This window comes from Limimaricola cinnabarinus LL-001 (genome assembly GCF_000466965.1).
GTDB lineage: Bacteria > Pseudomonadota > Alphaproteobacteria > Rhodobacterales > Rhodobacteraceae > Limimaricola > Limimaricola cinnabarinus.
Window position 1 is genome coordinate 97,392 of sequence record NZ_BATB01000002.1, and the last position, 11,938, is coordinate 109,329.

Sequence of the window (11,938 nt, forward strand, 5' to 3'; positions counted from 1 at the left end):
CGAAGGCATGGTCGGATCGAAATGGCGCGGCTTGACCGTGCTGACGGGGCTGGCGGTTCTGGCGGGCTGCGAGGCGGTACCGACGGCGGCCCCTGCCGATCAGGCCGTGCCCATGGCCTTCTCCGCCTGCCTGTCGCGGATCGACGAGACGGCGACACGGATCGGCCAGACGCCCGCCATCCTCGCCGAGACCTCCGACAGCCGCATCGTGCGGTTTCGTGACGAGGGCGAGATCGTCACCGTGACCTGCGACGCCACCACCGCCCGGATGGTGGTGCAGACGCGCCCCGCCCCGATCGAGGCCGGCGCCGTACCGGTCGAGGCCACCGCGAGCTTCTGAGACGGAAGTGAGGCGCAGGCCCCGCGCCGCCGGATGGCGCGCGGGGCCACGCGCCTGCGAATGCGCCAGGGGCCGGACCGAAGGGGGAGCATGATGGAGGATCGCCGCGACGAGATCGCGATTCCCGCCTGGGAAGGCGATCGGCTGGTGCCGGTCGACAAGATCGAGGTGCATCGACGCGGGCTGCGCCACCCGGCGGTGAGCGTCTTCGTGATGTGGCAGGGCCGCACGCTCCTGCAGCAGCGCGCGGCGGCCAAGTACCATACGCCCGGGCTGTGGACCAACAGCTGCTGCACCCACCCGCTTTGGGGCGAGGCCGCCGAGGATTGCGCCAAGCGCAGGCTCGGAGAGGAACTGGGGCTCGTCGATCTGCCGCTTCGGCACATGGGACAGGTCGAATACCGTGCCGCCGTGGGCAAGGAGTTGATAGAGCACGAGCTGGTCGAGGTGTATCTGGCGGAACCTTTGCGCGAACCCCGGCCCGTGCCCGACCCGCTGGAGGTTCAGGACACGGACTGGGTCACGCTCGAGGCGCTGCGCATCGATATCGCCGCGTGCCCCGAGCGTTACACGCCTTGGCTCGCCATCTATCTGGCCGAGACCGGCCTGACGCTATAAGCGTGGCTCACTTGTCGCCAGCGTCACCGGAAGGCAGCGACGCCAGATAGGCGAAGATATCGGTCGCGTTCTGCGGATCACGCACCCTGTAGGCCATCTTGCCGCGTGCCCGCCGGTCGTCCAACGCCGCGCGCAGCCAAGCGGTCGGGTCCTGGACGTATCCCGTGAACCGCTCTTGGGTCCATTCGACGCCACGCGCCTTCATTTCCTCCATGGCCTCGCCGTAGCGGAAGCCCTCGACCGACCCGATCACCCGCCCGTCGAGCGCATACAGGTTGGGTCCAGTGCGGGCGTTGCGACCGGCAAGCACCCGGCCATCGGGGTCCTGCACCACATGGCACGACACGCATTGCCGGCCGAACTGCATCTCGCCATTGGCGATGTCCTGCGACAAGGCCGGGGCCGACCAAAGCCCCAGCCCGGCCAAGGCCAGCGCGGCGCTTCGTGACAGCAAATTCATCGAGATCTCCTTGAACCCGTAAGTGACCGATGCCCCAGTCATCCTAGCAGATATATGCTCCGGGCAGGGCATCCAATCCCCACCGCGACACGTCACCGTGTCGCGGTGGGACGGGATCAATCGTGGGCGGCCAGACCTTCCATCACCCGGTCGAGCGTCGCGGGCAGCTGGCGCACCCGCACGCCGCAAGCGTTCTCAATGGCGTTGATCACCGCTGAACCCGATCCGCAGATCGCCAGCTCCCCGATGCCCTTGGCCTGCAGCGGGTTGGCCCAGTCGTCGCGCTCTTCGAGGAAATGCACGCCGAGCTGCGGCACATCGAGGTTCACCGGCAGGTGGTATTCCGCAAGGTCGCGGTTGACCATGTGACCATCACGCGGATCGTGCTCCAGCGCCTCGGTCAACGCGAGGCCGAGGCCCCAGATCATGCCACCATGGCACTGCGAGCGCGCGGTCTTGAGGTTGAGAATGCGGCCACAGGCAAACGTGCCCTCCATGCGCCGCACCCGCGTCTCGCCGGTCACGTCCGACACCGCGACCTCGGCGAAGACGGCGCCCCATGTCGCCTGCCGCACGTCCTGACCCGCCTTGCCCGGCTCCAGATGGCCCAGCGCACGCCATTCCTCTTCGCCCAAAAGCTCAGAGAGCTTGGTCTGACGGTTGTCGTGGATCGCGTGACCGTCCTTGAGCGTCAGCTCGGTCTCCTTGACGCCGATCTTCGCCGCCAACCGCTCGCGCAGTTCCATGCAGGCAAGATAGACCGCCGTCGAAGTCGAGGCCGCGCCAAAGCTGCCCCCCGAGCCGGAGGCGGGCGGCAGATCGGTGTCGCCGAGCACCGTTTCGACCTGCGAGGGCGCAAAGCCCAGCATCTCGGCCGCCACCTGCGTCAGGATCGCGTAGGAGCCGGTGCCGATGTCGGTCATGTCGCATTCGACCCGCACCCCTTGCCCGGTCAGCACGACACGGGCATGGGCCTCGATCATCATGTTGACGCGCACGCAGCCCGCCATGCCGGTGCCGATCCACCATTCGCCTTCGCGGCGCTGACGCGGGGCCGTGTGCTCCCAGCCGAACCGCTTGGCCCCCTCGCGCAGCGTCGCCTCCATGGTCGAGGAGGAGAAGGGCTTGCCGTTCTCGGGGTGCTTCTCGGGCACGTTGCGCAGTCGGAATTCCAGCGGGTCGATCCCGGCGGCCTTGGCCAGCTCGTCCACGGCGATCTCGAAGGCGGTGACGCCCACCGCCTCGCCCGGCGCGCGCACCGATCCGGCGGCGGGGCGGCGGATACGGGCGATATGATGCCCGACCAGCCGGTTCGGCGCGGCATATTGGAAATGCGTGCCCTGCGCCACCGGCTCGGAAAAGACCTCCTCGGGGAGCTGGCTCACGAGGTTTTCGTGACCGATGGCGGTGAGCTTGCCTTGCGCGTCGCAGGCCAGCCGGATGCGCTGTTTGGTCTCCGAGCGGCGGGTGACGGTCTCGAACACCTGCCGGCGGTGCAGCACCACGCGCACGGGCCGCCCCAGCACCTGCGCCGAGAGCGCCGCGGCCACCGCCTCGGGGGCGAGGCCCAGCTTGGAGCCGAAGCCGCCGCCGACATAGGGCGACAGGATGCGCACCTTTTCGGGCGCCACGCCCAGCACGTCGGCAAGCTCGTTCTTGTTGAAGCGCAACAGCTGGTAGGAGCCGCGCAGCGTCACCGCGCCATCCTCGTCCCACTGGGCGATCGAGGCATGCGGCTCCATCGCGGCGCTCGACATCGAGGACGTACGGTAGTCGTTGTCGATCGAGAAGGCCGCGCCCGACATCGCGCCGTCGAAATCGCCCTGCACGAGCTGCTTTTTCTCGGGCGTCTCAACTTGGGCCTCGCGGCTTTCGGCATCGAAGGCATGGGTGCCGTCGGGTTCGATCGTGACCATCATCGCCTGCGCCGCATGGCGCGCCTGCTCGAAGCTCTCGGCCACGACGCAGGCCACGGGCTGGCCCACATACCAAGCCTGACCCTGCTTCTGGACCGGGGATTTCCCGGCCATGCCTTGGGCGGCGTTGCGGATCATCCGCTCATCCTCGAGCACATGGAGCACGCCCGGCATCGCCTGGACCGCCTCGGCATTGGAGCCAGTGATCCGGCCGATCGTGGCGGCGCGCACGAGATAGCCGTGGGCCATGCCTTCGGGGGCAGTTTCCGCGGCATAAGTGGCGCGGCCCGACACCTTGAGCGGGCCTTCGGGCCGGTCCATGTCGGTGCCGAGAACCCCTTGGGCCATGCCGTCGAGGCGGCGGTCGTGGTCGGGGGTGTCGTGTTTGAGGTGGCGTATAGTTTCGAGTGTCATGCCGAAGCCTCCGTCGCCTGCGTCAGAACGGCGGCAAGGGTGCGCCGCGTCAGCGGGATCTTGAAATCATTGCCACCATATCCCTTCGCCTCGGCGAGAAGGATATCGGCGGCGCGGTCGAACAGGGCGGCCGAGGGTGCCGCACCCACGAGGGCGGCTTCGACGTCCGCGTCGCGCCACGGCATCGGGCCAAGACCGCCGAAGGCCAGCTGCGCCTTGGAAATCACGCCATCCTCGACTTCGATCACGGCGGCCACGGAAACCAGCGCGAAGGCATAGGAGGAGCGGTCGCGCACTTTGCGATAGATCTGGCGGCCACCTGCGGGGGCGGGCAGAAGCACCGCGGTGATCAAATCGTCGGGCTTCAGAACGGTCTCGATCTGCGGAGTGTCGCCCGGCAGGCGATAGAACTCGCCCAGCGCCACCTCGCGGCGGCCCTCCGCGCCCTCGATCTCCACTCGTGCGTCCAAGGCCCGCATGGCCACGGCCATGTCGGAGGGATGCGTGGCGATGCAATGCTCGGAGGTGCCGAGGATCGCGAGAATACGGTTCACGCCGTCCTTTGCCGCGCAGCCCGAGCCGGGCTCGCGCTTGTTGCAAGGCTCGCCCCGGTCATAGAAGTAGTAGCAGCGCGTGCGCTGCAGCAGGTTGCCGCCCGTGGTGGCCTTGTTGCGCAGTTGGCCGCTGGCACCGGCGAGCAGTGCCCTGCTCAGCACCGGCCAGCCGCGACGCACCCGCGCATCGGCGGCGAGATCGGAATTGGTAACGAGCGCGCCGATCCTGAGCCCGCCATCAGCCGTTTCTTCGATGCCGCCGAGATCGAGCCGCGTGATGTCGACGAGCTTACCCGGCGCCATCACCTCGAGCTTCATCAGATCGAGCAGGTTGGTGCCGCCCGCGATGAAGCGCGTCTCTTCGCTTCCGGCCTCGCGCACCGCCTGTGCCGTATCGCCGGCACGCACATAGTCGAAGCTTCTCATGCCCCGGCCTCCTCTCTGGCCACCTGCCGGATCGCGTCGACGATGCCGGGGTAGCACGAACAGCGGCACAAATTGCCGCTCATCCGCTCGGAAATCTCCTCGATCGAGGCATCGACCTGCGCTTCCAGATCGCCTGTCACGTTGCTGGGCCAGCCCGCCTTGATCTCGTCGAGCATCGCGGTGGCCGAGCAGATCTGTCCGGGGGTGCAATAGCCGCACTGATAGCCGTCATGCTCCACGAAGGCGAGCTGCAAGGGCGACAGGTCCTCGGGGGCGCCGAGGCCCTCGACAGTGGTGATCTCGTCGCCGTCATGCATGCAGGCCAACGTCAAGCAGGAGTTGATGCGCCGCCCGTTGACGATAACCGTGCAGGCCCCGCACTGGCCATGGTCGCAGCCCTTCTTGGAGCCTGTCAGCCCCAGATGATCGCGGAGCGCGTCGAGAAGAGTGGTGCGGGTATCGACGTCGAGCGCATGCCGCTCTCCGTTGATGTCGAGATTGAACTGCATGAGAGGCATCCTTCGTCGGCCGGACAGTCGGTCTCAACCGACACGGCCAAGCGAGGTTCCCCCGTATCAACTCCCCAGAGTGACCGCTCCATGCCACAACCCCGGGTCCTCGGTGACGAAGCCGGTCTCGTGCAGCGCGAGGCGCGCGTCGCGGCCCAGCGCCGGGATCGCATGGTCCATGCCATCGCGCAGCCGGGCAAAGCTGTGGCCCAGCGGCTCCAGCCGCCCGTCATCGCTGGCGCGCAGCCGCGCCGTCTCTACCGGATAGGGCCGAGCCTCGGGCAGGTCGAGACGGTTCAGGGGCACCACCATCCAGGCCGGAGTAAAGCCGAGATCGAGATCCGTGGCAGGCACCGGGGCTCGGCCTTCGAGCGCGAAGCCCGCGCCTTCACGCGTCATGCGAAAGGCCACCGGCCTCTCGCCGCGCAGCCCGGTCACATCCGCCGAGGTGCAATGCCAGCCTGTGTCGCAGCGCAGGGCGTAATCGAGCGCCACCGCTTCGCCCGCCTCGTCCCAGCGCGCGTGCCCCATGATCAACCAGCCCGTATCGAGCCGGGCGAGACGGCATCGATCGGTGCCATCGCGGTCGAGCCTGTGCCAGATCACGCTGGCCACGGTTGTGCCGGTCATCGCGCGCCTCTTCGGTCGATTTCGGCGGATCGTGGCACGACCGGCGCCATCCTGTCCACGATTCTGGGGGGTTGGCCGCTCAGCCCACGCCCAAGCTCCCGCCTTCAGGAGGTCTCGGAATCATCCTCGAAGATCCGCAGGAAGGCCGCCCCGAAGCGTTCGGCGTGGCGCGCCCCGAGCAGGCGTTCCATCGCCTCCATGTCGCGCGGCCGGGCGCTGGCCACCCGTGCCAACTCCTTGGCCGAGCAGGACATCGGTTTGTCATGCCCGTCCGCACCGCGCAGCAGATCGGCTTGCGCGGCCATCAGCCGGTCATAAAGCGATCCCGCCCCCCGGGTGGCAAGCTTGCGCCGCGCCGGGTGGACGTCTTCGGAGGCGCCGGTGACGACCGCAAGAAACTCGCGTCCGTAGCTTTCAAGCTTCTTGGCGCCGACACCGCCGATCCGCGCCATGGCGTCGAGGGTTGCGGGTTTGGTCTCGGCCATCTCGATCAGGGTCCGGTCGGTGAAGATGATATAGGCGGGCAGGCTCGCCGCCTCGGCCAAAGCGCGCCGCTTGGCCTTGAGCGCCGAGAGCAGCGGAGCGTCCTCTTCTGACACCATCTCGCGCACCTTCGGCCCAGAGCGTGCGGATTTGATCGTGTCGCGGCGCAGCGTGATGCTCTCCTCACCCCGCAGGATCGGGCGTGCGGCCTCGGTCATGCGTAGTGCGCCGTGGCGTTCGGGGTCGGGGCGCATCAGGTCGCGGCCCATGATCTGCCGGAAGATCGCCTGCCACTGTGCCTTGGAATGATCCTTGCCCACACCGAAGGTCGGCAGGTCCTCGTGGCCGCGTTGTTTCACCTTGTCGGTGGCATTGCCCATGACGATGTCGATCAGGTGACCCGCGCCGAACCGCTCATCGGTCCTGAGCGCGGCGGAAAGCGCCATGCGCACCGGCTGGGTCGCGTCGAAGGTCTCCGGCGGCTTGTCGCACAGATCGCAATGGCCGCAGGGCGCGCCGGGCGCCTCGCCGAAATAGCCCAAGAGCACGGTTCGGCGGCACTCCAACGCCTCGGCCAGCCCCAGAAGCGCATTGAGCCGCCCGTGATCGGCGGCACGACGCTCTGGCGGGGCGAGGCCCTCGTCGATCTGCTGGCGGCGGTAGCGGATGTCGTCGGGTCCATAGAGCGTCAGCGTTTCGGCGGGTGCGCCGTCGCGCCCGGCCCGGCCGATTTCCTGATAATAGGCCTCGATGGATTTCGGCAGGTCGGCATGGGCGACCCAGCGGATGTCGGGCTTGTCGATCCCCATGCCGAAGGCGACGGTCGCCGCGACGATCAACCCGTCCTCGCGCTGAAACCGGGTCTCGGCCTCGCGCCGGTCGCCCGCCTCCATGCCGCCATGGTAATGGAGCGCCGAATGCCCCGCCTCGCGCAGCGCGCCTGCCAAAGCTTCGGTCTTGGCGCGGGTGCCGCAATAGACGATGCCCGATTGCCCCCGCCGGGCGGCGGCGAAATCGAGGATCTGCCGTCGCGGGCTATCCTTGACCGCGAAGGCGAGGTGGATGTTGGGCCGATCGAAGCCGCGCAGGAAGGTCTCGGGTTGCTTGCCCGCGAAGAGTTTCTGGACGATCTCCTCGCGCGTTTCGGCATCCGCCGTCGCCGTGAAGGCCGCGAGCGGCACGTCCAGTTGACGCTTGAGATCGCCGATCCGCAAGTAGTCGGGACGGAAGTCGTGGCCCCATTGGCTGACGCAATGCGCCTCATCCACCGCGATGAGAGAGGCGCCCGCGCGTTTCAAAAGCGGCACCGTTGCCCCCGAGGCGAGCCGCTCGGGCGCCATGTAAAGGAGCTTGAGCCGTCCCTCGCGCAGGGCCGCCAGCACCGCGTCGGTTTCTTCGGGCGTGTTGCCCGAGGTCAGTGCGCCTGCCTCGACGCCCGCCTCGCGCAGGCCGCGCACCTGATCGCGCATCAACGCGATCAGCGGTGAGATCACCACCGTCACGCCGTCACGCACCAGCGCCGGCAGCTGGTAGCACAGAGACTTGCCGCCCCCTGTCGGCATGATCGCCAGCACGTCGTGCCCCGCCGCGACCGCATCGACGATTTCCTCCTGCCCGGGGCGGAAGGCGTCGAAACCGAACACGTCGCGCAGATGGGTCGCCGGGCTCATGTCGGTCCTCGTCCAGGTCTGGCGGAAGCCTCCGATGAGGCGCGACAGGGGTTACTTTGTTCTTGAAATACTCACGATCCCGACGCCGGGCCGGGACATTGCCCTTAGTAGAAGAGAGCCGCGTTGTTCCTGAGCACGATCTCGATGGCATAGATGCCGACGAGGACCACCAGCGGCGCAAGGTCGAGCCCGCCCATCTGCGGCAGGATGCGGCGCACCGGGGCATAGAGTGGCTCCAGCAGCCGGGTCAGACCGTCCCAGATCTGTGCCACCAGCGGCTGGCGCAGGTTCAGCACCTGAAAGCTGACCAGCCAGCTCATGATGAAATGCGCGAAGATGAAGAAGGTCGCGATGTCGAGGATGAGCATCAGGATCTGAAAGAGCGAGGTCATTGGCGGTCCGTCCGGGGCTTTGGGTCGCAACGACAGGTAAGGAGCCGAGCCCCCGAGGGCAATCCCGAAGGCCAAGGCTGCGACCAAGGGCCCTCGCGTCACCCGTTGACGTGCCCGTCAGCCCCACGCAACCTGCGCGGCGAGCCCCCCGGTCCCGGAGTTTGCGCATGTATCCCTTCATCCGAATGTTCTGGCAGTTCTGGCGCCACCGCGCCGACGCGCCCCTGCCCGTCACCGGCACGCATGAGAGCCGCCACATCGTGATGCCGTGGGATCTCGACATGTGGAACGAATTGAACAACGGTCGCACGCTGACGCTGTTCGACCTCGGGCGGATGCCGCTGTCGAAGCGGATCGGCGTGATCGATGGGCTGCGCGCGAATGGCTGGGGCATGGCCGTGGCGGGTGTCTCGGTGCGCTATCGCCGCCGGGTGCAGGGGTTCGCCCGGCTGACCATGCGGTCGCGCGCGGTCTGCTGGGACGATCGCTACGTCTATACCGAGCAGGGCATGTTCCGGGCGGATGGCGAATGCACGAGCCATGCGTTGGTGCGGCTGGCCATCACCGACCGCAGACAAGGCGGCGTGGTGAACCCGGCGCGGCTGATGGAAGCGCTGGGTCAGGACCCCGCCTCGCCGCCGATGCCCGACTGGATCGCCGGTTGGGTGCGTGCCGAGGCCGAGCGGCCCTGGCCCCCGATGGCGGATGCCCGGGCCGCGTCCGAAACCAGGGCCGCCTGAACGGCGGTGGGCGGACACTGCCCGCCCGCTCGCTTCGGCCCGCTCAGCGGCCCTTCTTCTCTCCGAGCGAAAGCGGCTTGGCCGCGCCCGAGTTGGCGGTGGCCAGCACCTTCGGCTTTTCCTGCTTGGGCTTCTTCGCCTCGCGGTTGCCGCGCTTGTTGTCGCCTTTTCCCATCACGATCTCACATGCTGAAAGGACCGCCCGGCGACACGCCGGACGGATGGTCCCGATGCAAATCAAGGTTGCCTGACCGATCGGTCAGGGCGGTGATCCTGGCAGGATGCGCGGGAGAGACTCACGTCTCGCACCGATGCACGGCTCAAATCTACGCCGTGCATGGCCGCTCCCGCAAGCGGTTCCGGTGCATCCACGCGTCACGACGCAGCGATCCGGCGGCGACCCGGCAGCATGGGCGGAGCGAACGGACCCCCATCCGCATCGGCGCTTGCCCCGGCCCCTGCCTGCCTGTCAGATCCGCCACGACAGGACGAGGGGACCGGCATGGCGACGATGAGACGGATCTGGGGCTGGATGATCTTCGATCTGGCGCAGCAGCCCTATGCGACGCTGGGGCTCACCTTCATCTTCGGCCCCTATTTCGCCGCCGTCGCCACCGCGCATTTCGCGGCCCAAGGGCTGCCGGAGGCGCTGGCCGACGCGCGCGCCCAGTCGCTCTGGGCCTCGGGGCAGACGGTGGCGGGGCTGTTCATCGCCTTCACCGCGCCGGTGCTGGGAGCTCTGGCGGACGCGTCGGGCCGCCGGATGCCATGGATCGCGGCGTTCTCGGCGATCGCCGTGATCTGCGCCGCCGGGTTGTGGATCCTCGAACCCGATGGCGAGATGCTGATCCCGGCGCTGGTGCTGTTCTTCGCGGGCTTCGTCGCCGCCGAATCGGCCACCAACGTCAACAACGCTCTGCTGCCCTCGCTCGCCACGGGGCCGATGATCGGCCGGATCTCCGGCTCGGGCGCGGCGCTGGGCTATTGGGGCGGGGTGGTGTCGCTGATCCTGATGCTGCTGTTTCTGGCCGAGAATGACGCGGGCCTGACCCTTTTGGGCAGGCCGCCCGCCTTCGGGCTCGACCCCGAAACGCGCGAGGGCACGCGCGCTGTCGGGCCTGTGATCGCGCTGTGGTACGCGGTGTTCATCGTGCCGTTCTTTGTCTGGGTGCGCGACGCGGGCCCGGTGGCGTGCGTGCCGGTGACGCCGCGCGTGGTCGCGGCGCGCCTGTGGAGGTCGCTGCGCGATGTGGCCCGCCGCCCCAGCCTCGCGGCGTTTCTCGGCGCCTCGATGCTCTACCGGGACGCGCTGGCGGCGGTCTATGCCTTTGGCGGGGTCTATGCGACGCTGGTGCTCGGCTGGTCGGTGATCCAGATTGGCGTGTTCGGCATCATCGGCGCGATTTCGGCGGCGATCCTGACATGGGCGGGCGGGCTCGCGGATGCACGGCTCGGCCCCAAACCGGTGATCCGCTTGTCGGTGTGGGTGCTGATCGCGGTGTCGGTGCTAATCGTGTCGATGACGCGCGACAGCCTGTTCGGCCTGCCGCTGCCCCCCGGCTCACCCCTCCCCGACATCCTGTTCTACATCTGCGGCGCGCTGATCGGCGGGGCGGGCGGGGCGCTCTATTCGGCCTCGCGCAGCTTGATGGTGCGCCACGCCGACCCCGAACGGGCCACCGAGGCCTTCGGTCTTTTCGCGCTGTCGGGCCGCGCCACCGCTTTCCTCGCCCCGCTGTCGATCACCCTTGCCACATGGATGAGCGGATCGACGCGCGCCGGTCTGGTGCCGGTGATCGCCCTGTTCGCGCTGGGGCTGCTTCTGCTAGGATGGGTCAACAAGAACGGAGACCGAGCAGCATGATCCGCCCCCTCGCCGCCGCCCTGCTGGGCCTCGGCCTTCTCGCCGCCTGCGAAGGCGAGCCCCCCGCGCCGCGCGCCGTGGTCTCGACCCACAATACCAACGACACCCGCGTGGCGAAGCAGCTCTTTGGCCATGTCCCGACGGCCTCGGCGCAGCGGCCAGAATCGATCGGCTTCTACTCCAAGGGCTGTCAGGCCGGCGGCGCGCAGTTGGCCGAGACCGGCCCGACCTGGCAGGCGATGCGGCTGTCGCGCAACCGCAACTGGGCGCAGCCGGAGGCCATCGACTTCATTCAGGACCTGTCGCGCAAGGCCGCCGCCCTGCCCGGCTGGAACGGCATCTATGTCGGCGACATGAGCCAGCCGCGCGGCGGCCCGATGCTCACCGGTCATGCCAGCCATCAGACCGGCATCGACGCCGACATCTGGCTACGCCGCGCCGACCGGCTGGACCTCTCGGTGGCCGAGCGTGAGGCGATCTCATCGACCGACATGCAGGCCCGCGGCGGCGCCTATACCAACGCCAACTGGACGCCCGAGCATATGGCGCTCGTGAAGGCCGCGGCCTCGGACCCGCGCACGGCCCGGATCTTCATCTTTCCGGGCGCAAGGTGGCGATGTGCGACGCCGAGACCGGCGACAGGTCGTGGCTCAACAAGGTGCGGCCGTGGTACGGGCACAACACGCATTTCCACGTGCGGCTGAATTGCCTGCCGGGCGACACCGCCTGCGAAGCCCAAGACCCGCCGCCGCCGGGCGACGGCTGCGACGACGCGCGCGAGTGGCAGGCCAACATCCTGAACCCGCGCCCCGCCCCGCCCGCCGATCCCGACGCGCCCGAGCCTAAGCCCAAGGGCGAGATCACCATGGCGGATCTGCCCGGCCAGTGCGCCGCTGTTCTGACGAGCGACTGAGCCCATGAA

At 68.4% G+C, this 11,938-nt stretch carries 12 protein-coding genes and 1 pseudogene; 5 read left to right on the plus strand and 8 right to left on the minus strand.

Annotated features, from left to right (window positions below; translation table 11 throughout):
- Window positions 1–7 precede the first annotated feature (7 nt).
- Window positions 8–340, plus strand: a complete 333-nt coding sequence (locus tag MBELCI_RS01520) for a hypothetical protein (RefSeq protein ID WP_021692369.1) — start codon at window positions 8–10, stop codon at window positions 338–340.
- A gap of 93 nt (window positions 341–433) precedes the next feature.
- Window positions 434–958 carry an isopentenyl-diphosphate delta-isomerase gene (gene idi / locus MBELCI_RS01525; RefSeq protein WP_021692370.1) on the plus strand — a complete coding sequence of 175 codons (525 nt, stop codon included), beginning with the start codon at window positions 434–436 and terminating at the stop codon, window positions 956–958.
- A 7-nt stretch (window positions 959–965) separates the two neighbouring features.
- Here idi and MBELCI_RS01530 read toward each other — a convergent pair whose 3' ends face one another.
- From MBELCI_RS01530 to MBELCI_RS01560, 7 genes are all read right to left on the minus strand, one after another.
- Window positions 966–1,418 carry a c-type cytochrome gene (locus tag MBELCI_RS01530; RefSeq protein ID WP_021692371.1) on the minus strand — a complete coding sequence of 151 codons (453 nt, stop codon included), beginning with the start codon at window positions 1,416–1,418 and terminating at the stop codon, window positions 966–968.
- Between the two features lie 116 nt (window positions 1,419–1,534).
- Window positions 1,535–3,748: a xanthine dehydrogenase family protein molybdopterin-binding subunit gene (locus tag MBELCI_RS01535; RefSeq protein WP_021692372.1), complete on the minus strand. Its 2,214-nt coding sequence runs from the start codon at window positions 3,746–3,748 to the stop codon at window positions 1,535–1,537.
- The gene (locus tag MBELCI_RS01540; protein WP_021692373.1) at window positions 3,745–4,728 is read right to left on the minus strand and encodes an FAD binding domain-containing protein; all 984 of its coding nucleotides are present in this window, start codon (window positions 4,726–4,728) and stop codon (window positions 3,745–3,747) included. The genes MBELCI_RS01535 and MBELCI_RS01540 overlap by 4 nt, the downstream gene beginning before the upstream one ends.
- Window positions 4,725–5,237, minus strand: coding sequence for a 2Fe-2S iron-sulfur cluster-binding protein (locus MBELCI_RS01545; protein WP_021692374.1), 513 nt, complete (start codon window positions 5,235–5,237; stop codon window positions 4,725–4,727). Before MBELCI_RS01545 ends, MBELCI_RS01540 begins: the two co-directional genes overlap by 4 nt.
- A gap of 66 nt (window positions 5,238–5,303) precedes the next feature.
- Entirely contained in the window at window positions 5,304–5,867 is a 564-nt protein-coding gene (locus tag MBELCI_RS01550; RefSeq protein WP_021692375.1) for a putative glycolipid-binding domain-containing protein, read from the minus strand.
- Window positions 5,868–5,971: 104 nt separating this feature from the next.
- Complete coding sequence (recQ, locus tag MBELCI_RS01555) at window positions 5,972–8,020, minus strand: DNA helicase RecQ (protein ID WP_021692376.1); 2,049 nt, start codon at window positions 8,018–8,020, stop codon at window positions 5,972–5,974.
- A gap of 104 nt (window positions 8,021–8,124) precedes the next feature.
- Window positions 8,125–8,412 (minus strand): YggT family protein, encoded by a 288-nt coding sequence (locus MBELCI_RS01560; protein WP_021692377.1) that lies wholly within the window; start codon window positions 8,410–8,412, stop codon window positions 8,125–8,127.
- A gap of 167 nt (window positions 8,413–8,579) precedes the next feature.
- Between MBELCI_RS01560 and MBELCI_RS01565 the strand changes: the two genes are divergently transcribed.
- The gene (locus MBELCI_RS01565; RefSeq protein WP_021692378.1) at window positions 8,580–9,152 is read left to right on the plus strand and encodes an acyl-CoA thioesterase; all 573 of its coding nucleotides are present in this window, start codon (window positions 8,580–8,582) and stop codon (window positions 9,150–9,152) included.
- 43 nt (window positions 9,153–9,195) lie between these two features.
- Here MBELCI_RS01565 and MBELCI_RS22225 read toward each other — a convergent pair whose 3' ends face one another.
- On the minus strand, window positions 9,196–9,327 hold the full coding sequence (locus MBELCI_RS22225; RefSeq protein WP_021692379.1) for a hypothetical protein: 132 nt from the start codon (window positions 9,325–9,327) through the stop codon (window positions 9,196–9,198).
- A 327-nt stretch (window positions 9,328–9,654) separates the two neighbouring features.
- Here MBELCI_RS22225 and MBELCI_RS01570 point away from each other — a divergent pair, with 327 nt between their 5' ends.
- Both MBELCI_RS01570 and mepA read left to right on the plus strand, forming a co-directional pair.
- Window positions 9,655–11,016, plus strand: a complete 1,362-nt coding sequence (locus tag MBELCI_RS01570; RefSeq protein WP_021692380.1) for an MFS transporter — start codon at window positions 9,655–9,657, stop codon at window positions 11,014–11,016.
- Window positions 11,013–11,929: pseudogene (gene mepA / locus MBELCI_RS01575) on the plus strand (penicillin-insensitive murein endopeptidase). The gene MBELCI_RS01570 and the pseudogene mepA overlap by 4 nt, the downstream one beginning before the upstream one ends.
- The last annotated feature ends 9 nt before the right edge of the window (window positions 11,930–11,938 follow it).